This is a genomic window from Methylobacterium sp. J-076 (assembly GCF_022829405.1).
In the GTDB taxonomy this organism is placed as follows: Bacteria; Pseudomonadota; Alphaproteobacteria; order Rhizobiales; family Beijerinckiaceae; genus Methylobacterium.
Genome location: NZ_JAKSXW010000134.1, coordinates 1 through 20,479 on the forward strand (window position 1 = coordinate 1; position 20,479 = coordinate 20,479).

Annotated in this window: 18 protein-coding genes and 1 pseudogene; 9 read left to right on the forward strand and 10 right to left on the reverse strand. The window is 72.0% G+C overall.

The window, feature by feature from the left end:
• A pseudogene (locus MKK53_RS17355) lies at positions 1 to 100 on the reverse strand (IS5/IS1182 family transposase); the annotation flags it as partial.
• 363 nt (positions 101 to 463) lie between these two features.
• Here MKK53_RS17355 and MKK53_RS17360 point away from each other — a divergent pair.
• Both MKK53_RS17360 and MKK53_RS17365 read left to right on the forward strand, forming a co-directional pair.
• Positions 464 to 916, forward strand: a complete 453-nt coding sequence (locus MKK53_RS17360) for a MucR family transcriptional regulator (RefSeq protein WP_243929965.1) — start codon at positions 464 to 466, stop codon at positions 914 to 916.
• A 20-nt stretch (positions 917 to 936) separates the two neighbouring features.
• Positions 937 to 1,368, forward strand: coding sequence for a thiol-disulfide oxidoreductase DCC family protein (locus MKK53_RS17365; RefSeq protein WP_243929966.1), 432 nt, complete (start codon positions 937 to 939; stop codon positions 1,366 to 1,368).
• A gap of 34 nt (positions 1,369 to 1,402) precedes the next feature.
• On the opposite strand, the gene MKK53_RS17370 is transcribed toward MKK53_RS17365, so the two are convergent.
• The 6 genes from MKK53_RS17370 to kdgD all read right to left on the reverse strand — a co-directional run bounded on the left by MKK53_RS17370 (position 1,403) and on the right by kdgD (position 9,031).
• On the reverse strand, positions 1,403 to 1,666 hold the full coding sequence (locus MKK53_RS17370) for a GCG_CRPN prefix-to-repeats domain-containing protein (protein WP_243929967.1): 264 nt from the start codon (positions 1,664 to 1,666) through the stop codon (positions 1,403 to 1,405).
• Positions 1,667 to 1,808: 142 nt separating this feature from the next.
• Complete coding sequence (garD, locus tag MKK53_RS17375) at positions 1,809 to 3,362, reverse strand: galactarate dehydratase (RefSeq protein ID WP_409564358.1); 1,554 nt, start codon at positions 3,360 to 3,362, stop codon at positions 1,809 to 1,811.
• Positions 3,363 to 3,614: 252 nt separating this feature from the next.
• Positions 3,615 to 5,189 carry an aldehyde dehydrogenase (NADP(+)) gene (locus tag MKK53_RS17380; protein ID WP_243929968.1) on the reverse strand — a complete coding sequence of 525 codons (1,575 nt, stop codon included), beginning with the start codon at positions 5,187 to 5,189 and terminating at the stop codon, positions 3,615 to 3,617.
• Positions 5,190 to 5,219: 30 nt separating this feature from the next.
• A complete protein-coding gene (gene gudD / locus MKK53_RS17385; RefSeq protein ID WP_243929969.1) occupies positions 5,220 to 6,572 on the reverse strand; it encodes a glucarate dehydratase in 1,353 nt (450 codons plus the stop codon).
• Between the two features lie 70 nt (positions 6,573 to 6,642).
• Entirely contained in the window at positions 6,643 to 7,998 is a 1,356-nt protein-coding gene (locus MKK53_RS17390) for an MFS transporter (RefSeq protein WP_243929970.1), read from the reverse strand.
• A 118-nt stretch (positions 7,999 to 8,116) separates the two neighbouring features.
• Positions 8,117 to 9,031 (reverse strand): 5-dehydro-4-deoxyglucarate dehydratase, encoded by a 915-nt coding sequence (gene kdgD, locus MKK53_RS17395; RefSeq protein WP_243929971.1) that lies wholly within the window; start codon positions 9,029 to 9,031, stop codon positions 8,117 to 8,119.
• 107 nt (positions 9,032 to 9,138) lie between these two features.
• Between kdgD and MKK53_RS17400 the strand changes: the two genes are divergently transcribed.
• Positions 9,139 to 10,032, forward strand: coding sequence for a LysR family transcriptional regulator (locus MKK53_RS17400; RefSeq protein WP_243929972.1), 894 nt, complete (start codon positions 9,139 to 9,141; stop codon positions 10,030 to 10,032).
• Between the two features lie 24 nt (positions 10,033 to 10,056).
• On the opposite strand, the gene MKK53_RS17405 is transcribed toward MKK53_RS17400, so the two are convergent.
• On the reverse strand, positions 10,057 to 10,731 hold the full coding sequence (locus MKK53_RS17405; RefSeq protein WP_243929973.1) for a Crp/Fnr family transcriptional regulator: 675 nt from the start codon (positions 10,729 to 10,731) through the stop codon (positions 10,057 to 10,059).
• 183 nt (positions 10,732 to 10,914) lie between these two features.
• On the opposite strand from MKK53_RS17405, the gene MKK53_RS17410 reads away from it, so the two are divergent.
• The 6 genes from MKK53_RS17410 to MKK53_RS17435 all read left to right on the forward strand — a co-directional run bounded on the left by MKK53_RS17410 (position 10,915) and on the right by MKK53_RS17435 (position 17,196).
• Positions 10,915 to 11,715, forward strand: coding sequence for a pentapeptide repeat-containing protein (locus tag MKK53_RS17410; protein ID WP_243929974.1), 801 nt, complete (start codon positions 10,915 to 10,917; stop codon positions 11,713 to 11,715).
• Positions 11,716 to 11,914: 199 nt separating this feature from the next.
• The gene (gene ugpB, locus MKK53_RS17415) at positions 11,915 to 13,258 is read left to right on the forward strand and encodes a sn-glycerol-3-phosphate ABC transporter substrate-binding protein UgpB (RefSeq protein WP_243929975.1); all 1,344 of its coding nucleotides are present in this window, start codon (positions 11,915 to 11,917) and stop codon (positions 13,256 to 13,258) included.
• Between the two features lie 30 nt (positions 13,259 to 13,288).
• Positions 13,289 to 14,170 carry an ABC transporter permease subunit gene (locus MKK53_RS17420; protein ID WP_243929976.1) on the forward strand — a complete coding sequence of 294 codons (882 nt, stop codon included), beginning with the start codon at positions 13,289 to 13,291 and terminating at the stop codon, positions 14,168 to 14,170.
• Positions 14,170 to 15,003: a sn-glycerol-3-phosphate ABC transporter permease UgpE gene (ugpE, locus tag MKK53_RS17425; protein ID WP_243929977.1), complete on the forward strand. Its 834-nt coding sequence runs from the start codon at positions 14,170 to 14,172 to the stop codon at positions 15,001 to 15,003. The genes MKK53_RS17420 and ugpE overlap by 1 nt, the downstream gene beginning before the upstream one ends.
• Positions 15,003 to 16,070, forward strand: coding sequence for an ABC transporter ATP-binding protein (locus MKK53_RS17430; protein ID WP_243929978.1), 1,068 nt, complete (start codon positions 15,003 to 15,005; stop codon positions 16,068 to 16,070). Before ugpE ends, MKK53_RS17430 begins: the two co-directional genes overlap by 1 nt.
• Positions 16,071 to 16,113: 43 nt before the next feature.
• On the forward strand, positions 16,114 to 17,196 hold the full coding sequence (locus MKK53_RS17435) for a molybdopterin-dependent oxidoreductase (RefSeq protein ID WP_243929979.1): 1,083 nt from the start codon (positions 16,114 to 16,116) through the stop codon (positions 17,194 to 17,196).
• A gap of 212 nt (positions 17,197 to 17,408) precedes the next feature.
• On the opposite strand, the gene MKK53_RS17440 is transcribed toward MKK53_RS17435, so the two are convergent.
• On the reverse strand, positions 17,409 to 18,812 hold the full coding sequence (locus MKK53_RS17440) for an FAD-binding oxidoreductase (RefSeq protein WP_243929980.1): 1,404 nt from the start codon (positions 18,810 to 18,812) through the stop codon (positions 17,409 to 17,411).
• Between the two features lie 2 nt (positions 18,813 to 18,814).
• Entirely contained in the window at positions 18,815 to 20,473 is a 1,659-nt protein-coding gene (locus MKK53_RS17445) for a thiamine pyrophosphate-dependent enzyme (protein ID WP_243929981.1), read from the reverse strand.
• Positions 20,474 to 20,479: the final 6 nt, after the last annotated feature.

Consider the following 20,479-nt stretch of genomic DNA (forward strand, 5'->3'; position numbering starts at 1 on the left):
CGGAGGTTCGAGGCCGACCGCCCTTCGGCTTGGCCCGTTCAGGCGGCAGCAGCGGTGCGATCTCGGCCCACAGGCCATCGGGAAGGAGCGGTCTCGCCATCTCCACCCAACGCGCCAAACCCGGTTTTGTTAGAGACTCTAAAGAGAGTCGCGCGGGCCTGTTACGCGTGCGCGGCACTTTCCGTTCCAGACAACGGGATTTGCGTGTCTTCGCGGGGTTTTACACCGGTTTCCGCGGGCCGGGCGCCCCCGCCGCGCCTGCGCCGCCCGCACCGCCCCCGAACCAACCGATCAGACTTCATTCACCGTGTTGACCGCTGGCGGCGCACGCAAAGCCACTATCATGTCTTATCGTTTCTAAATTTGGCATCTTGAGGTTGTGATTATAAAAAGATAAGGCGCCATTGAAGGATCCTGATTGCTGCTTTAAGTACCGATTGAGGGCTAGCCGAAAGCGCAACAGATGACCGGACAAGCGGACGACAACACTATCGAATTTATTGAGATGACCGGCGAAATTGTCGCCGCTTACGTCTCGCACAACCATGTCGCCGCGGGCGATCTGCCGGCCCTGATCGCGACCGTCCACGCGTCTCTCGCGGGCTTCGGCAAAGGTGGCGCCGCCACCAAGACTGAAGAGCCCTCCGAGAAACTCTCGCCGGCTCAGATCCGCAAGTCCGTTCAACCCGAGGGCATCGTCAGCTTCATCGACGGCAAGACGTACAAGACTCTGAAGCGGCACCTGACGTCGCACGGGCTCGACCCGGACAGCTACCGCGAGCGCTTCGGCCTGCCGGCCGACTACCCGATGGTCGCCCTGGCCTACAGCGAGAAGCGCTCCAGCCTCGCCAAGTCCCTCGGGCTCGGCCGCCCCGGCGACCGGGCGGCGCCGAAGGGCCGGCGCAAGGTGGCCTGATCCGGCCGGGGCGCGGGGCCGTGGCGGACGTTCCCCATACCGAGGCCGGCCCCCGCCCGGGACAGGGGACGGGGCTGCGCGTCTATTACGACGGCGGCTGTCCGCTCTGCCGGGCCGAGATCGACCATTATCGCCGCTGCGCGGGGGCCGACCGGCTCACCTTCGTGAATGTCGGGCATGGCGAGGCGGCTCCGGATCTCGGCGCCGGCCTCGACCGGAACGCGGCCCTGGGGCGCTTCCATGTCCGCGATGCGGACGGGCGGCTCGCCTCGGGGGCGGCGGCCTTCGCACGGCTGTGGCGCACCCTGCCGGGCTGGCGCTGGCTCGGCCGCCTCGTCGAGCTGCGGGTGTTCGGCGTCCAGCCCGTGCTGCCCCTGGCGGAGGCCGCCTATCGCCTCTTCCTGCCGCTGCGGCCGGGGCTCGCGCGGCTCGTCTCACGCTGCGGGCGGTGAGGCGCGCGGGCCCGTCGGCGGAAGCGGGGCCGGCTCAGTTCGGCCAGCAGCGACGGCCGTAGGGGCCGATATGGAAGCCGGCGGGGCAGGACCGGCCACGGACATACCCGCCCCACTGCCCCCCGGTGCGGCAGCCGCCGTAGGGGCCGCGATGGGCATAGGGGCCGCAGCCGCCATAGACCTGGACGATCTGCGCTTCGCCGGCCCCGACGGACAGGGCATCCTGCACCAGCGGCAGGGCGGAGGCGGGCACCGAGAGGCCGGCGAGGAGGGCGGCGGGCGCGAGGATCTTCAGCATCGGTCTGTCCTTCTGCGAACGGAAGCGGGTTCCGGGTCCGCGTGCGGCGGCAGGGCGGCCGCGGCGGAGGGGCAGAAGGTCGCCCACGCCCCGTTCCGGGGTGTGACGGACGGGGGCGCCGGCGTAACGTTTTGTGACCGGATCAGGTCACGGGGGCCGGGTTGAACAGCGTCAGGTCGTTGAACAGGCCCCAGCGGTCCGACCAGGGGCGCTTGTGCCCGCTCGCCACGTCGAGGATCAGCTGGAACAGGTCCGCCCCGGCCTCCTCCAGGGTCATCCGGCCGGTGGCGACGCGGCCCGCGTCGAAGTCGATCAGGTCGGACCAACGCTCGGCGAGTTCCGTGCGGGTGGCGACCTTGATCACCGGCGCCTGGGCGAGGCCGTAGGGCGTGCCGCGCCCGGTGGAGAAGACCTGCAGGGTGATGCCCGAGGCGAGCTGCAGCGTGCCGCAGACGAAGTCGCTGGCCGGGGTCGCGGCGAAGATCAGGCCTTTCTCCCGCACCCGCTCGCCCGGCGCCAGCACGCCGCTGATCGCCGCCGTGCCGGACTTGGCGACCGAGCCCAGGGCCTTCTCCACGATGTTGTTGAGGCCGCCCTTCTTGTTGCCCGGCGAGGGGTTGGCCCGCCGGTCGGCGCCGCCCTTGGCGAGGTAGTCGTCGTACCACGCCATCTCGCGCACCAGCGCGCCCGCCACCTCCGGCGTCGCCGCCCGGGGGACGAGGAGGTGGATCGCGTCGCGGACCTCCGTCACCTCGGAGAACAGCACCGTCGCCCCGCAGCGGACGAGCATGTCCGCGCAGACCCCCATGGCCGGGTTGGCGGTGACGCCGGAGAAGGCGTCGCTGCCGCCGCATTGCAGGCCGACGACGAGGTCGGAGACCGGGCAGGTCTCGCGCCGCCGCCGGTCGAGCACGGCGAGGCGCTCCTCGGCCATGGCCATGATCGTGTCGAGCATCATGCCGAAGCCCGCATGGTGCTCGTCCTGCAGGCGGGTGACGCCGCCCGGGGGGGCTCCGTCCGGCAGCAGGCGCTCGGAGACCAGCTTCTCGCAGCCGAGGCCCACCACCATCACCTCGCCGCCGAAATTCGGGTTCCGGGCGAGGTTCTGGAGGGTGCGGATCGGGATCGCCGCCTCGGGGGCGTTGATCGCCACGCCGCACCCGTAGGCGTGGGTCAGCCCGACCACGTCGTCGACGTTCGGGTAGCGCGGCAGCAGCTCGTCCTTGATCTTGCGGATCGCGACATCGAGGGTGCCGGCCACGCATTGCACGCTGGTGGAGATGGCCAGGATGTTCTTGGTGCCGACCGTGCCGTCCGGGTTGCGATAGCCCTCGAACGTATAGCCTTCGAGCGGCGGCAACGGGGCCGGCGGGCGGGGGGTGAGGTCGAGGGCGGCGAGGTCCGGGGCGGTCGGGGTCTCGACCCGGGATTCCTCCACCCAGCTGCCCTGGGGAATGGGCGCGATGGCGAGGCCCACCACCTCGCCGTAGCGGCGGACGGGGCCGCCGACCGGGATGTCGGTGAGCGCCACCTTGTGGCCCTGGGGCACGAACTCCCGGAGGGTAATGCCCCCGGGGATCACCGTGCCGGCGGGCAGGCCGAAGGCGTTGACGACGATGGCGACGTTGTCGTCCGGGCGGACCATGATCGTGCGGGGGGCATCGCCGGCGGGCTTCGGGGCCGGGGCGGAGCCCATGCCGAGAGGCGTGGTCGTTGGCGTATCCATGGCTGGCCTCCCGTCAGTCCCGGCCGCCGTCGCGGTCCCGGGGTATTTGGTGCTCCGTCCCGAGACGGGGCCGGCGAGATCGCCGTCCCACCCTCCATCCTCCTCCTGAGGTGCCCGCCGCGGCGGGCCTCGAAGGAGGGTTCCGGACCGCACGGCGATCCCTGGAGCCCTCCGTCGAGGCGGCTGTCGCCGCACCTCAGGATGAGGGGGAGGGGGTGCTCGTTACGCCCCGGCGCGGCCGTCGACCCGGCGGGGGATCTCGAGCGGGTTGGCCTGCTGCAGCTCCGGCGGCAGGAGCGCGTCGGGGAGGTCCTGGTAGCAGACCGGCCGGAGGAAGCGCGCGATGGCGAGGCTGCCCACGGAGGTGGTGCGGCCGTCCGAGGTCGCCGGGTAGGGCCCGCCATGCACCATCGCGTGGCCCACCTCGACCCCCGTGCCGAAGCCGTTGACGAGGATGCGCCCGACCCGGCGCTCCAGCAGGGGCAGCAGGGCGCGGGCGGCCTCATGGTCGCCGGCCTCCAGGTGCAGCGCCGCCGTCAGCTGGCCTTCGAGGCGCGCCAGCACGGCGTGGACCTCGCCGAGGTCGCGGCAGCGCACCACGAGGGACGCCGCGCCGAACACCTCCTCCGCGAGGCGGTGGTCGTCCAGGAAGGCGGCGGCGCTGGTGGCGAACAGCACGGCGCGCCCCTGCGTTGCCCCGCCGCCCTGGCCCTCGGCCAGCCGCGTCACGGCCTCGTTCGCGTCGAGCGCCGCGACGCCCGCGCCATAGGCGCGGTGGATGCCCGGCGTCAGCATGGTCTGGGCGGCGACGCCCTCCAACGCCTGCGCGGCACCCGCGAGGAAGGCGTCGAGCCCCGGCCCCTCCACCGCCAGGACGAGGCCCGGATTGGTGCAGAACTGGCCGGAGCCCAGGGTGAGGGCGCCGACGAAGGCCTTGCCGATGGCGCCGCCGCGGGTCGCGAGGGCCTCCGGCAGCAGGATCACCGGGTTGATCGAACTCATCTCGGCATAGACCGGGATCGGCACCGGGCGCGCCGCCGCGAGCGCCATCAGCGCCGTGCCGCCGGTGCGCGAGCCGGTGAAGCCCACCGCCGCGATGCGGGGATCGGAGACGAGGCGCTTGCCGACCGCGATGCCGTCATCGAACAGCAGGGAGAACACCCCCGCGGGCAGTCCGCAGGCGGCCACGGCCCCGGCGACGGCCCGGCCGACGAGTTCCGAGGTTCCGGGATGGGCCGGGTGGGCCTTGGCGACCACCGGGCAGCCGGCGGCGAGGGCCGAGGCGGTGTCGCCCCCGGCGACGGAGAAGGCCAGCGGGAAGTTCGAGGCGCCGAACACCGCCACCGGGCCCACCGGCACGTTGCGCAGGCGCAGGTCCGGCCGGGGCAGGGGCTGGCGGTCGGGCAAGGCGGGGTCGATCCGCGCGTCGAGGAAGCTGCCCTCGCGCAGGACGCCCGCGAACATCCGCAGCTGGCCGACGGTGCGGCCGCGCTCGCCCTCCAGGCGCGGCCGGGGCAGCCCGCTCTCCTCCATGCAGCGGACGATCAGGGGGTCGCCGATGTCGAGGATGGCCTGGGCGACCGCATCGAGGAAGGCGGCCCGCCGCGCGGGGTCGGTGGCGCGGAAGGTGTCGAACGCCTCCTCGGCGAGGGCGCAGGCCCGGTCGACCGTCTCCGGCGTGGCGGCGCGGAAGAGGGGGCCGGTCTCCCGGCCGGTGGCCGCCTCGACCGCGTGGAAGGGTGTGCCTTCGCCCTCGGCGGGTCGGCCGCCGACGATGCTGTGTCCGGTGAGTTCCATTCCGTCCTCCATGGCGGCCCCCGCTCCGCCTCAGCGGACGAGGCAGGGGCGCTTGTTGTCGAAGGTCCAGCCGGGGATCAGCGCCTGCATCGCCGCGGCGTCGTCCCGGGCGCCGAGACCGTGGCGCGTGTAGAGTTCGTGCGCCGCCTCGACCTCGCTCCAGTCGATCTCGATCCCGAGGCCGGGCCGCTCGGGAACCTGGACGAGCCCCCCGCGGATTCGCAAGGGCTCCCGGGTCAACCGCTGCCCGTCCTGCCAGATCCAATGGGTATCGATGGCGGTCACCCGCCCCGGGGCCGCCGCGGCGGCGTGGGTGAACATGGCGAGCGACACGTCGAAGTGGTTGTTCGAGTGCGACCCCCAGGTGAGGTCGTGGTCGCGGCAGAGCTGGGCCACCCGCACGGCGCCGGCCATCGTCCAGAAATGCGGGTCGGCCAGCGGGATGTCGACGGAGCCGAGCTGGATGGCGTGGCGCATCTGGCGCCAGTCGGTGGCGACCATGTTGGTGGCGGTGGGCAGGCCGGTGGCCCGGCGGAACTCGGCCATGACCTCCCGGCCCGAGAAGCCCCCCTCGGCCCCGCACGGGTCCTCCGCATAGGCGAGCACGTCGCCCTTGCCCTTGCAGAGGGCGACGGCCTCGGCCAGGGACCACGCCCCGTTCGGATCGAGGGTGACGCGGGCCTGCGGGAAGCGCCGCTTGATCGCGGTGACCGCCTCGATCTCCGCCTCGCCCGCGAGAACGCCGCCCTTGAGCTTGAAGTCGTTGAAGCCGTAGGCCTCGTGGGCCGCCTCGGCGAGGCGGGCGACGGCCTCCGGCGTCAGGGCCTCCTCGTCGCGCAGGCGCATCCAGCCGTCGCGGGCCTCGGGCTCGCGGTAGGGCAGGCCGGTGCGGCGGCGGTCGCCGACGTAGAACAGGTAGCCGAGCATCTCGACCGCATCGCGCTGCTGGCCTTCGCCGAGGAGCGCGGCCACCGGCACGCCGAGGTACTGCCCGAGAAGGTCGAGGAAGGCGGATTCCACCGCCGTCACCGCGTGGATCGTGATCCGCAGGTCGAAGGTCTGGAGGCCGCGCCCGCCGGCATCCCGGTCCGCGAAGTGGCTGCGCATGGCGTTGAGGACGGCGTTCCAGGCGCCGAGCGGCTGGCCCACCACGAGGTCGGCCGCCTCCTCCAGCACCCTGCGGATGCCCTCGCCGCCGGGGACCTCGCCGAGGCCCGTGGCGCCGGTCGAGTCGGTGAGCACGACGAGGTTGCGGGTGAAGAACGGCCCGTGCGCGCCCGAGAGGTTCAGGAGCATGCTGTCGCGGCCCGCCACCGGCACCACCCGCATCCGGGTGACGACGGGGGTGTTGCGGGCGGCGTGGGGGGTCTCTTCGAACGGCATGGTCTGCCTCCCTGAAAGCGCTCGTCGTGATGGGAAGGAAGGGCCCGGCCGGGGCGCGGGCCCGGGAGGGTCAGGGCCGCGGGCTCAGCTCGACACGGCGGATGGGGCCGACGACGACGAGGTAGCAGAACACCGCGGCCAGGGCGTTGGCGCCCACGAAGACCAGGGCGCCGTTGAACGAGCCGGTCTGCTGGACGATGTAGCCGATGACGATCGGCGTCGTGATGCCCGCCGTATTGCCGAAGGTGTTGAACAGGCCCCCCGAGAGGCCGCCGCTCTCCCTGGGCGAGGTGTCGGCCACCACCGCCCAGCCCAGGGCGCCGACGCCCTTGCCGAAGAAGGCCAGCGCCATCAGCCCGACCACCAGGGCGTCCGCCTGGACGTAGTTGCAGCCGATGATCGCCATGGAGACAAGCATGCCGGCGACGATCGGGATCTTCCGGGCCGCGGTGAGGGAGTAGCCCCGCCGCAGCAGCACGTCGGAGATGAAGCCGCCGAGGATGCCGCCGATGAAGCCGCACAGGGCCGGCAGCACCGCCGCGAAGCCCGCCTGGAGGATCGACAGCCCGCGCTCCTTCACGAGGTAGACCGGGAACCACGTGAGGAAGAAGTACGTGAGGACCGTGATGAAGTACTGCCCGAGATAGATGCCGAGCAGCATCCGGTTCGACAGGAGCTGGCGCAGGGTGCGCCCGGCCTCGCCGGCCCCGCCGGAGCGGCCGCCGTCCATGGCCATCAGCCCGCCGCCCTGGCGGATGTAGTCGCGCTCGGCGCGGCCCACCATCGGGTGATCCTCGGGGCCATGGACGACCTTCAGCCACAGGAGCGCGAAGACGACGCCGAGCAGGCCCATCACCGTGAAGACGTGGTGCCAGCTGAAGGTGTGGACGATCCAGGCCATCAGCGGCGTGAACAGCACGGTGGCGAAGTATTGGGCGGAGTTGAAGAAGGCCGAGGCCATCCCGCGCTCCCTGGCGGGGAACCACGCGGCGACGATCCGGGCGTTGGCCGGGAAGGCCGGCGCCTCGCTGAGGCCCACCAGCAGCCGCAGCGCGAACAGCAGGACGACCGCGGTGAGCCCCGTGAAGAAGCCGACGGCGCCCTGCATCAGGGTGAAGCCGGACCAGATGGCGATGGAGGCGGCGTAGACCCCCTTCACGCCGAACCGGTCGAGCAGCCAGCCGCCGGGGATCTGCGCCAGCACGTAGGACCATGCGAAGGCCGAGAAGACGTAGCCCATCTGGACCGGCGTGAGGCCGAGTTCCCTGGCCATGTCGGGCCCGGCGATCGAGATCGTCGCGCGGTCGGCGTAGTTGATCGCGGTGGCGGCGAACAGCATCAGCGCGATGAGGATGCGCACACGGCCGCGCGCCACCCCCGAAGGGGCCGCCGCCTTCGCACCGGCGGTGGAAGTCGAGATGTCCATGGGCGTTCTCCCGGGTGGGCGCCCCCTTTGGTGGGGCGATCGATGCTCCGCCGTTGGCCGGCGTGTCGCAGTCGTAGGACGGGCGCCCCGGGCGGACGGACCGCCCGGGGCGCGGATCTCAGCGGCGGTCGCCGATCAGGGTCTTCAGCTCGGCGAGTTCGCCGGCATCGAGGTCGGTCAGCGGCGGGCGCACCGGGCCGGCATGGCGGCCGACGGCGGTCATGCCCGCCTTGACGATCGACACCGCGTAGCCCCGCTTCCGGTTGCGGATCGCGATGTAGGGAAGCACGAAGTCGCGCAGCTCGGCGTAGACCGCATCCCGGTCCCGCCGGCGGACCGCGTCGTAGAACGACAGGGCCCATTCCGGCAGGAAGTTGAAGATCGCCGAGGAATAGGTGGTCACGCCCATCTCCAGGTAGGGGAGGGCGAAGGTCTCGGCGGTGGGCAGGCCGCCGACATAGGTGAGCCGGTCGCCGAGCCCGGCATAGACGCGGGTCATCAGCTCGACGTCGCCGACGCCGTCCTTGAAGCCGACGAGGTTCGGGCAGCGGTCGCACAGGCCGGCGAGGGTGGTCTCGTTCAGCTGCGCGTTGGCGCGGTTGTAGACGATGATGCCGAGACCGGTCGCCTTGCACACCGCCTCGATATGGGCGGCGAGGCCGGCCTGCTCCGAGCCCACGAGGTAGGGCGGCAGCAGCAGGATGCCGTCCGCCCCCGCCGCCTCGGCGGCCCTGGCCATCTCGACGGCGAGCGCCGTGCCCTGGCCGGCCGGGGCGATGACCGGCGTGCGCCCGCGGGTCTCCTCGACGGCGGCGCGCAGGACCCGGTCGATCTCCGCCGGGGTCAGAGAGAAGAACTCCCCCGTGCCGCCCGCGGCGAACAGGCCCGAGACCTTGTAGTCGGCGAGGCGGGAGAGGTTGTCGCGGTAGGGGCCCTCGTCGAAGCCGAGGTCGTCGCGAAAATGCGTGACGGGGAAGGACAGCAGGCCCGAGCCGAGCTGGGTGGCCATCTCCTGGGGGGTCATCCGCGCCATCGTTCTCTCCCGACTCCTGCGCCCTTGAGCGTCTGCCCCCTCGGTACGGCCGCCCCCGATTCGCGTCCAACGTTGATTTTGGCTGGATTATCCCGGATCCTGCATCGATGTTCGATCTCGGCCACGCACGCAGCTTCGTCGCCGTCGCCGAGGAGCTGCATTTCGGCCGGGCCGCCGCCCGGCTGAACCTGACGCAGTCGCCCCTCTCGCGGCAGATTCAGATGCTGGAGCGGAGCCTGGGGGCCGACCTGTTGGAGCGCTCGACCCGGGCGGTGCGGTTGACCCCCGCGGGCCGCACCTTCCTGGCGGAGGCGTACCGGATCCTGGCGGCGGCCGAGAGCGCGGCGCGGGTGACGCGCCGCACCGCCCGCGGCGAGAGCGGCCTCGTGCGCCTCGGCTTCACCGCGGCCTCGGCCTACCGCGCCCTGCCGCGCCTCGTGGCGCATGTCCGGGCGCGCCTGCCCGAGATCGACCTCGTCTTGGAGGAGATGGTCTCCGGCGAGCAGATCGCCGCGCTGGCCGGCAACCGCATCGACCTCGCCCTGCTGCGCCCCTCGCCGGCCCTGAACGACGACGCGGTCGCCGCGGTGCCGCTGACCCGGGAGCGCCTGATCCTGGCGGTGCCGCGGGACCATGCCCTGGCGGCGGGCCGGGCGCCGACGGTCCGCGACCTCGACGGCGAGCCCTTCGTGACGTGGTCGCCCCGGGGCGGGCGTTACTTCATCGACCTGCTCGACGCGCTGTTCGAGGCGAGCGGCGTGCGCCCGCGGGTCGTGCAGCGGGTGAACCAGGTCCACGCGATGCTGGCGCTGGTCGATGCGGGCCTCGGCGTGGCGCTGGTGCCGGAGGGCGTCCGCAGCATCCGCATGGCGAACGTGGCCCTGCGCCCGATCCGCCTCCCGCCCACGGCCCAGCCGGAGCTGCTGCTGGCCGCCCGCCGGGACAACCAGAACCCGTGCCTCGCCAGCGTGCGTGCCGTGGCGCTGACCGCGATGGCGTGAGCGCCCGGCCCGGCACCCGACGGCTCACCGCCTGCCGGCGGCGGCCAAGCTGGATCGGTCCACGATCTCGACCGCGCCGCGCCGGAGCTCGATCAGGCCCGCCTCGGCCCATTGCGCGAGGATGCGGCTCACCACCTCGCGCACGCTGCCGACGTCGTCGGCGAGCGTCTGGTGGGTCACCGCGGCGACGCCCCGCGGGTCGGCTTCCGCCAGGAGCCGCTGGGCGAGGCGCTGCTTCAACGGGGCGAAGGCCACCTCGTCGATCAGCGTGAACAGGCCGGACATGAGCCGCGTGTAGTCGTCCATGACGAGGCTGCGGAACGCGGCGCTGTCGCCCATCAGGTGCTGGAACGTGCTCTCCGGCAGGGCGGCGAGCTCGGTCCGCTCCTCGGCCACGCTCTGGGCCGGGAAGGTGCCGCCGGAGAGGAGGCATTGCGTGGTCAGGGCGCAGGTGCCCCCTGGGCCGACCTTGTAGATCAGCACCTCGCGCCCGCCCTCCGACATGCGGAAGATGCGGGTGCGCCCCTCCAGGCACATCAGGTAGTGGGCGCAGGCCCCGTCCAGCTCGTAGGCGACGGCGCCGGCCTCCAGCACCGGAAACTGCACCGTGCCCCTGGCGAGCTGCAGGTGGGCGGGGGCGAGGGACTGGATGAGCGGAAACCGGCCGATCCAGCGCTCGACCTTGTGCGCGTCCGTCATGGCTGGCGTCACCCTCCGGCCGCGGCGACGGGGGGATCGTCCGGCGCGCGTTGCGTTTTTCTCCCGCCGCGCCGGACTTGTGTGACCTGGGTCACCGACCGGGTGCGACGGCCCGGCATAGCATCGCGGCCCAACGAACACGATACGGGGCCGGCCCTGCCAGGCGCCCGACGGGAGTGAAGAATGCGCCGCCTCGCCCTGAGCGTCCTGCTCGCCGCCCTCGCCGCCGGCCCCGCTCGGGCCGAACAGGACCTGCTGCTCGGAGCGGACATGACCTCGCCCGCGATGACCCAGGCCGAGATGAGCCGCGCCGACATCGTGGCGATGATCGCGGCCGCGGGCGGCAGGCCCCTCGACCTGCACGACAAGGCGCTGTCGGGCCTCGACCTCTCCGGCCTGAACCTGAAGGGCGCCAACCTGCGCACCGCGCGCCTCAACCGGGCGAACCTGCGCGGCACGGACCTGAGCGGGGCGAACCTGCAGCAGGCGTGGTTCCTGAAGGCCGACCTGTCGGGCGCCACCCTCGCGGACGCGACGATGTTCGGCATCACCGCCCGGGACGCCAACTTCCGCGGCGCCGACCTCAGCCGCGCCATGCCGATCGGGGACTTCAAGGGCGCCGACATGAGCGGGGCGACGCTGGTCGATCTCAAGGGCGGCGCCGACATCAGGAACCAGTCCATGGGCCTGATGCGGGCGGTGTTCACCTCGGTGAACCTCTCGGGGGCGCACCTGAAGGGGGCCAACCTCGGGCGCTCGCGCCTGGAATACGCGAACCTCAAGGACGCCGACCTCACCGACGTGGTGCTGATGGGCTCGGACCTCTCCGGGGCGAACCTGACCGGGGCCACGGTGGCGGGGGCGGACTTCAAGAACGTCGATGTCAGCGGCGCCCGCCTCATCGACCTCAAGGGCCAGGCCAGCGCCAGGGACTGGGCGGCGCGCGTCAACGCCGACCGCGCCGTCACCCAGGCCGCCCCCTGACCCCGGGGCGCCCCCCTCCGGCCGGCCGGAGACTTCGGCGCGGGGCGGGAGAGGGGCGCGTCCGCGCTTTATTCCACCGCCCCGCCCGTGCATGATGCGCGCGGAGGCGTGGTGCCGCGCCCGCGCCGGCACCGCCACGGGATCGCGTCCCAAGCCCGGCATCAACGGGCGCTGCGATCCCGCCACAGGGAGGGTTTGAATGGATCGTCGCGTCCTGTTGGCCGGCGTCGGCGGTCTCGCCGCGTGGACCGCGCTTCGCCCGTCGCCCCGCGCCCTCGCGGGCGACAGGACGCCAATCGTCCTCTGGCACGCGATGTCGGGGGCGAACGGCGAGGAAGTCGACCGCTTGGCGCGGGACTTCAACGCCAGCCAATCCGAGGTGACGCTGGAGGCGGTGTTCAAGGGCACCTATCCCGAGACGCTCACGGCGGCGATCGCTGCCTTCCGCGCGGGGAAGGCGCCGCACATCGTCCAGGTCTTCGAGGTCGGCACCGGGACGATGCTGCAGGCGGGCCCCGCCATCAAGCCGGTCTGGAAGCTCGCCGAGGAGACCGGGCTCGCCCTCGATCCCAACGCCTACATCCCCGGGGTGCGCGGCTACTACAGCCTGCCGGACGGCAAGCTCGCCTCGATGCCGTTCAACTCCTCGACCGCGGTGATGTGGTACAACCGCGACGCCTTCGAGAAGGCGGGGCTCGACCCGGACACGCCGCCGGCCACCTACGATGCCTTCGCCCAGGCGGCCCGCACCCTGGCCTCCAAGGCGCCGACGCCCATCGCCAGCACGTCGGCCTGGATGACCTGGATCCAGTTCGAGGAATACGCCGCGATCCAGAACCTCGCCTACGCCACCGAGAACGACGGCTACGACGGCCTCGGCGCGCAGCTGCTCATCAACACGAAGCCCTTCGTCGATCAGCTCCAGCGGTTCATGGACCTCGCGAAGGACGGCGCCTTCAAGTACGCCGGGCGCGATACGGCGCCGGACGCGGTGTTCTACTCCGGCCAGGCGGCGATCGGGTTCGGCTCGTCCTCGGGCCGCGCCGACATCGTGAAGAACGCCAAGTTCCGCTACGCCGAGGCGTTCCTGCCCACCGAGCCGGCGCTGAACCCGAACCCGAACAACTCCATCATCGGCGGCGCCAGCCTCTGGGCGATGACCGCGCCGAAGCGGAGCGAGGCCGAGTACAAGGCGGTGGCCGCGTTCTACGGGTTCATCTCCACGCCCGAGCAGGTCGCCCTCTACGCCCAGCACACCGGCTACGTCCCGGTGACGGTGGCCGGCTACGAGGCGACGAAGCGATCCGGCTACTTCGAGAAGAACCCCGGCACCGACGTGCCGGCGCGGCAGCTCTCCCGCGGGGCGCTGACCCCGAACTCCCGCGGGCTGCGGCTCGGCCGCCTGCCGGAGATCCGCGCGATCCTCTACGAGGAGATCGAGAAGGCGCTCCAGGGCCAGCAGACCGCGCAGGCCGCGATGGACGGCGCCGTCAGCCGGGGCAACCGCGTGCTGCGCGAGTTCCAGAAGTCGGCCAGGGGCTGACGCGGCAGGTCGGCGGAAGGCTCTCCCACCATGGAACGACGCACGCTGTTCCCGGGGCGGATGCTCCCGGCCCTGCTGATCCTGCCGCAACTGGTGCTGACGCTGGTGTTCTTCCTCTGGCCCGCCGTCCAGGCGATCCGGTCGAGCCTGGAGCGCGAGGACGCCTTCGGCACCAGCACGGAGTTCGTGGGGCTCGACAACTTCGCCGATTTGTTCGGCGATCCCCTCTACGTCGCGGCGATCGGGCGGACGGCGTTCTTCTGCGCCGGGGTCACCGCCGTCTCGATGGGCGTGGCCCTGCTGCTCGCCGTCCTGGCGGATGGCGAGCTCCGCGGGCGCGCCTTCTACCGCACGATGCTGATCTGGCCCTACGCCGTGGCCCCCGCCATGGCGGCGGTGCTGTGGGTGCTGATGTTCCACCCGCAGATCGGCCTCGTCGGCGCGTGGCTGAACCGGATCGGGATCGCCTGGGACTACAAGCTCGACGGCACGCAGGCGATGGCGCTGGTGATCCTGGCCGCCGCCTGGAAGCAGATCAGCTACAACTTCATCTTCTTCCTGGCCGGCCTCCAGGCCATCCCGAAGACGATCATCGAGGCGGCCCGGATCGACGGCAGCCGCGGGGTCCACCGGTTCCGCACCATCGTCCTGCCGCTGCTGATGCCGACCGTGTACTTCCTGCTGGTGGTCGATCTCGTCTACGCCGCCTTCGACACCTTCGCGACGGTCTACGCGGTGAACGGCGGCGGCCCCGGCCAGTCGACCCAGACGCTGGTGCTGAAGGTCTACCTGGACGGCATCGTCAACGCGAATATCGGCTCGTCCTCGGCCCAGTCCGTTGTGCTGATGGCGGGCGTCATCGTGCTGTGCGCCCTGCAGTTCCGGTTCCTCGGGCGGAAGGCCGTCACCTGATGCGCCAAGGTCTGCTCCGCCTCGTCCCCCACGCGGTGATGATCCTGGCGATCCTGCTCTTCGCCTTCCCGATCTGGATCGCGATCGCCGGCTCGACGCAGGATTCCGCCGCCATCGCCCGGGGCGAGATCTCGCTGCTGCCGGACCTGTCCGGCCTCGGCGTCTACCGGGAGGTGCTGGTCCAGGGGTCGTCCGGGGCGGGGCCGGTCTGGCGGGCGCTGCTCGTGTCGGCGGGGATGGCGCTGGCCATCGCCCTCGGCAAGATCGCCCTGTCGCTGCCCTCGGCCTACGCGGTGACGTTCTTCCGCTTCCCCTTCCGGATGACCGCCTTCTGGCTGATCTTCCTCACGCTGATGCTGCCCGTCGAGGTGCGGCTGATCCCGACCTTCCAGGTGATGTCGTCCCTCGACCTCATCAACAGCTTCACGGGGCTGACGATTCCGCTGATCGCCTCGGCGACCGCGACGCTGCTGTTCCGGCAGACCTTCCTCGCCATCCCGGACGAGCTGGTGGAGGCGGCGCGGATGGACGGGGCCGGCCCCTTGCGCTTCCTGCGGGACATCGTGATCCCGGTCTCGGGGGCCAACATCGCGGCGCTGTTCGTGATCCTGTTCGTCTACGGGTGGAACCAGTACCTGTGGCCGCTGCTGGTGGCGACCGACCCGAAGCTCGACACGGTGGTGATCGGCATCGTCAAGATGATCGGCGTCGACACCGCCACGGAGTGGAACAAGGTGATGGCGACGGCGGTGCTGGCGCTGATCCCGCCCGTGGCGGTGGTGCTGCTGATGCAGCGCTGGTTCGTGAAGGGCCTGACGGAGGGCGACAAGTGATGGCGGGCCTGCGGCTCGAGGGCCTGCGCAAGAGCTTCGGCGCCCACGAGATCCTGAAGGGGGTCGATCTCGCCCTCGCGGACGGGGAGATGCTGGTGATCGTCGGCGCCTCGGGCTGCGGGAAATCCACCCTCCTGCGCCTCGTGGCGGGGCTGGAGACACCCAGTGCCGGCCGCATCCTGATCGACGGGCGCGACGTGACGGGCATCGACCCCTCGGCGCGCGACATCGCCATGGTGTTCCAGAACTACGCGCTCTATCCGCACATGAGCGTGTTCGACAACATGGCCTACGGCTTGAAGATCCGCGGCCTGCCCCGGGCCGAGATCCGCGCGAAGGTCGATGCCGCCTCGGCCCTGCTCGGCCTGGAGGCGCTCCTCGACCGCAAGCCGCGCCAGCTCTCCGGCGGCCAGCGCCAGCGCGTGGCCATGGGCCGGGCCATCGTCCGCGACCCGAAGCTGTTCCTGTTCGACGAGCCCCTGTCGAACCTCGATGCCAAGCTGCGGGTGCAGATGCGCGGGGAGATCCGCCGTCTCCAGCGCCGGCTGAAGGTGACGAGCCTCTACGTCACCCACGATCAGGTCGAGGCCATGACGCTGGGCGACCGGCTGCTGGTGATGCACCAGGGCGTGCCGGTGCAGCTGGCGACGCCGACCGAGGTGTTCGAGCGCCCCGCCGACACCTACGTGGCGGGCTTCATCGGCTCGCCGGCGATGAACCTCCTGCCCGGCCTCCTCGGCCGGAACGGCACCGCGGTCTCCCTCGACGGCACGGAGATCGACCTGGGCCCGAGGCGGATTCCCCGGCCGGACGGCCACCGCGTGATCCTGGGCATCCGCCCGGAGCACGTGGCCCTCGACCCCGCGGGCGCGGCATGGCCGGTGGAGGTGGTGGAGCTCCTCGGCTCGGAGATGCTGGTGCACGGCCGGAGTGCCGCCGGGGCCTCGCTGACCCTCCGGACCGCCAACGGCCCGCCGCCGGGCGAGGCGATCCGGGTGTCGTTCCCCGCCGCCCATCTCCACGTCTTCGATGAGGCCACGGGCCTGCGCCTCGAACCCGCCGGATAGCCGGCGCGTTCACCCCCCGGTCCTCACCCGAACGGGAGCCCCGATGTCGCGCCTCTCCGAGCGCAAGGCTCGCCTGATCGTCCATGGCGATCAGCCCTACAATGCCGAACCGCCCCTCGGCCGACTGCGCGCCTCCTACAGGACCCCGGCGGAGGACTTCTATGTCCGCTCCCACGGCGATCTACCGGACCTCGACCTCGAAACCTGGCGCCTCACCGTCGATGGCGGAGCCGGTGTCACGCGGGAGCTTTCGCTGCACGACCTCCGTACCCGTTTCCCGGAAGCCACCGTCACGGCAACGATGCAATGTGCCGGCAATCGTCGCGCAGACATGCGCGCGGTCGCCCCGGTATCCGGCGATCCCTGGGAGGCCGGGGCCATCGGGACGGCCGAATGGACCGGAGTCCGCCTGGGCGACATCCTGCGCGAGGCAGGTGTCGCGGATGGGGCGGACCGCCATGTGGCCTTCGAGAGCCACGACATGGTGGAAGGCCGCCCCTACGGGGTCTCGATCCCGCTCGGCAAGGCGATCGCGCCCGAGACTTTGATCGCCTACGCCATGAACGGGGAAGCCTTGCTGCCCGAGCACGGCTTCCCGGCCCGCGTGGTGGTGCCGGGCTTTGCCGGCGTGCGCAGCCCCAAATGGATCCGGCGCCTCGCCGTGCAGGACCACCCGTCCGACAACCCGATCCAGGCGGGCGATTACAAGCTGTACCCGCCCGATGTGACCGCCGAGACGGCGGACCCGACCGGGGGACACACCATCGATACGATGCCGCTGAACGCCGCGATCTGCGAGCCGGAACGCGGCGCTGCCCTCACGGCCGGAAGGACCAGGATCCGCGGCTACGCGGTGAGCGGCGACAGGGCCATCGTCCGTGTCGATGTCTCCGGGGATGGCGGCCGGTCCTGGGGGCAGGCTGATCTCGCGCACGAGGCGGACGCGCCGTTTGCCTGGACGTTCTGGAGCGTGGAACTCGCCCTGCCGCCCGGCGAGCACGAACTTGCGGTCCGTGCCTGGGACGCGGCCGGCCAGACGCAGCCGGCGCTGCCGGACGACGTCTGGAACCACAAAGGCTACCTCTGCACCTGCTGGCATCGGGTGCGGGTCAGCGTGACCGAATGAAACATCGATCTCTCGATCCCCGCTTCGAATGACCGAGGCGGTCCGTGAGCCGGCGGGACCGCGCCGCTTCCTCCGCCGCGTGAAAGCGGACCGACAGAAACCGACCCTGGCCAGCCATTCCGAGGCGCCGGCCCATGCGGCGGGAGCCGGCCGGTGGCGCCACGCCTGCCGTGCGGGAGCAGAACCGACCCCACCGCGCGCTCCGCGTTGCCTCAGGCCGGAATGAGCTTGCCCGGATTCATCAGTCCGTCCGGGTCGAGGGCCCGGCGCAGGGTGCGCATCAGTTCGAGCTCCACCGGGTCCTTGAAGCGGGCCATCTCGCCGAGCTTGGCGGCGCCGATACCGTGCTCGGCCGAGAACGTGCCGCCACACTCCACCGCCAGCGCATCGACACGGCCGGCGATCTCCTCCCGCAAGGGTGAGAAATCCCCCTCGGCCCACCCCTCCGGCGCGTGGACGTTGCAATGGATGTTGCCGTCGCCGAGATGGCTGAGGAGAACCACCGAGCAGCCGGGGAATGCGCGGGCGCAGGTGGGGCCGACCGTGTCGAGGAAGCGGGAGGCGGCCGAGATCGGCACGGCGATGTCGCATTTCACGTGAGGACCGTGGCGGACCTGCGCCTCGGCGAAGGCCTCCCGCAGCCGCCAGAAGCCGGCCCGCGCCGTCTCGCTGTCCGCGAGGACGGCATCCGTCACGAGGCCCTCCTCGTAGGCGGCAGACAGGGCCTCCTCGAGGGCCGGGCGTGCCCCGTCGGCCGTGGCGGCGGCGAATTCCACGAGGATGTGGTGGTCGGCCGGCGCGACGGGCAGGCGCGTGCCGGGGATGTGGCGCAGCACGAGGCCGAGGCCGCGCCGGCTCATGTATTCGAAGGTGTGGAGGTCGCCTCCCATGGCCGTCCGGAGCGTGGAGAGCAGGGCGACACCCGCCGCCGTCGAGGACACGGAGCAGAAGGCCGTGGCGACGGAGCGCGGCGCGGGCACCAGCCGCAGCACGGCGGCGGTGATGATGCCCAGCGTCCCCTCCGCGCCCATCATCAGATGGCGCAGGCAGTAGCCGGAATTGTCCTTGCGCAGCTTGCGCAGGCCGTTCCACACCCTCCCATCCGGCAGCACCACCTCCAGCCCGAGGGCGAGGTCGCGGGCATTGCCGTAGCGGGCCGTGCCGCTGCCGCCGGCATTGGCGGCGAGCACCCCGCCGATCTGCGCGCTGCCCTCCGATCCGATCGAGAGGGGGAACATCAGCCCGGACTCCGCGGCGGCCTCCCGCACGACGGCGAGCGGTGCCCCGGCCTCGGCGGTCAGCGTGCCGTTTGCCGCGTCGATCTCCCGGATGCGGTTCATCCGTCCGGTCAGGAGGATCATCGAATCCCCCGCCGGGGAGGGCGTAGCCCCGCCGACGAGGCCGGTGTTGCCGCCCTGCGGCACGATCGGCACGCCGTGCTCCCGGCACAGGGCGACGACCCGGGCGACCTCCGCCGTCGAGGCCGGCCGCACCACGGCGCGGGCGTGGCCCCGGTAGAGGCCCCGCCAATCGACGCAATGCGGCGCGGCATCGGCGCCGCGCAGGAGGCCCTGCGCGCCGACGATCGCCTCGAGGGCTGCCTCGAACGGGTCCATGGCTACCGGACGGGCCGGGAGGAGCGGTAGCGCAGCATCGTCCACGGATCGGGCATCGGGCCGACCGGCACCTCGATCACGCTCGGGCCATCCTCGCGGAAGGCACGGGCGAGGGCGGCGCGCAATTCGTCCGGCCCGTTCGCCCGCAGTGCCAGGGCGCCGTAGCTGTCGGCGAGGCGCACGAAATCCGGGTTGCGCAACTCGCTGGCGATCCGCCGCCCGCCATACTGGTCGTCCTGGATGCGGCGGACGTTGCCGAAGGCGTTGTCGTTGGCGAGCACCGTGACGAGGGGGATGCGGTGCTGCACGGCGGTGGCGAGTTCCTGGGCGTTGAACAGGAAGCCGCCGTCGCCGATCACCGAGACCACCTTCGTGCCGGGCTTGGCGACCTGGGCCCCCAGGGCCGCCGCCATGCCCCAGCCGAGCGTCCCCTGGTAGCCGGGGGAGAGGAAGGTGCGCGGGGCGTAGACCGGGAACAGCGCCCGGCTCGCATAGCCGAGCTGGGTCAGCTCATCGACGAAGATCCCGTCCTCCGGCAGCTCTGCGCGGATCGCCTCCAGCAGCGCCATCTGCGGCTTGAGGGTCGAGAGCTTCTGCCACGCCCGGCCGCGGGCGTCCTCGATCTCGCCCATCCGCTCCCGGCGGGTGGCGTGGGCCGGCAGTTCGGCGAGGAGCGCCCGCAGGATTGGGGCGGCATCGCCCACGAGGCCGACCGCCGGGGCGGCGATCTTGTCGAGCGCCTCCGGGTCGGCCTCGACGCGCACGACCTTGAGGTCGGAATCCTGGCCCCATTGCATCAGCTGCATCTGGAGGCGGGTGCCGACGGCGAGCACCACGTCGGCGCTGCCCCAGAGGATATGGCCGGCGACGGGATCGACGCAGAGCGGGTCCCGGCTCGACAGGACGCCCCGGCCCATCCGGTGCGCGGAGACCGGAGCCTGGAGCATCCGCGCGAGTTCGGTCACCTCCGCGGAGGCGTCCTGCGCCCCGGCGCCGACCACGATGATCGGCCGCTTGGCCCCGCCCAGGAGCTTGGCGGCCTTGCGCACCGCGTCGGTGTCGATCGCCACGGGCTCCGGGCCGGGGGGCGCCTCGCGCAGCGCCACGCCCCGGCGGCCCCAGACATCCATCGGGCATTCGAGGCCGACCGGCCGGAACGGCGCCCGCGCCGCCTGCCGCAGGGCCTGCGCCGTGAGGGCAACGGCCTCCGAGGGGCCACGGATGCGCCCGGCCCATTTGGTGAACTGGCGCATGATCCCGATCTGGTCGGGGATCTCGTGCAGCATGCCGACGCCCCGGCCGATCATCGCCTGCGGGATCTCCCCGGCCAGCGCCAGCACGGGGGCGCAGCAGCCATAGGCGGTGGAGAGCGCCGCCGTGGTGTTGAGGAAGCCCGGCCCCGGCACCACCGCGTACACGCCGGGGCGCCCCGTCGCCATGCCGTAGCCGGCGGCCATGTAGGCGGCGCCCTGCTCGTGGCGGGTGTGGATGGTGCGCACGCCCTCCGCGCCGTGGAGGGCGTCGAACAGGTCGTCGTTCTGGATGCCCGGCAGGGCGAAGATGTCGGTCACGCCGGCATCCCGCAGGGTCGAGAGCAGGATCTGCGCGGTGGTGCCCTGCACCGTTCCCGCCTCGGCGGCGGCATCCCTGGTCGGATTCATGGGGTG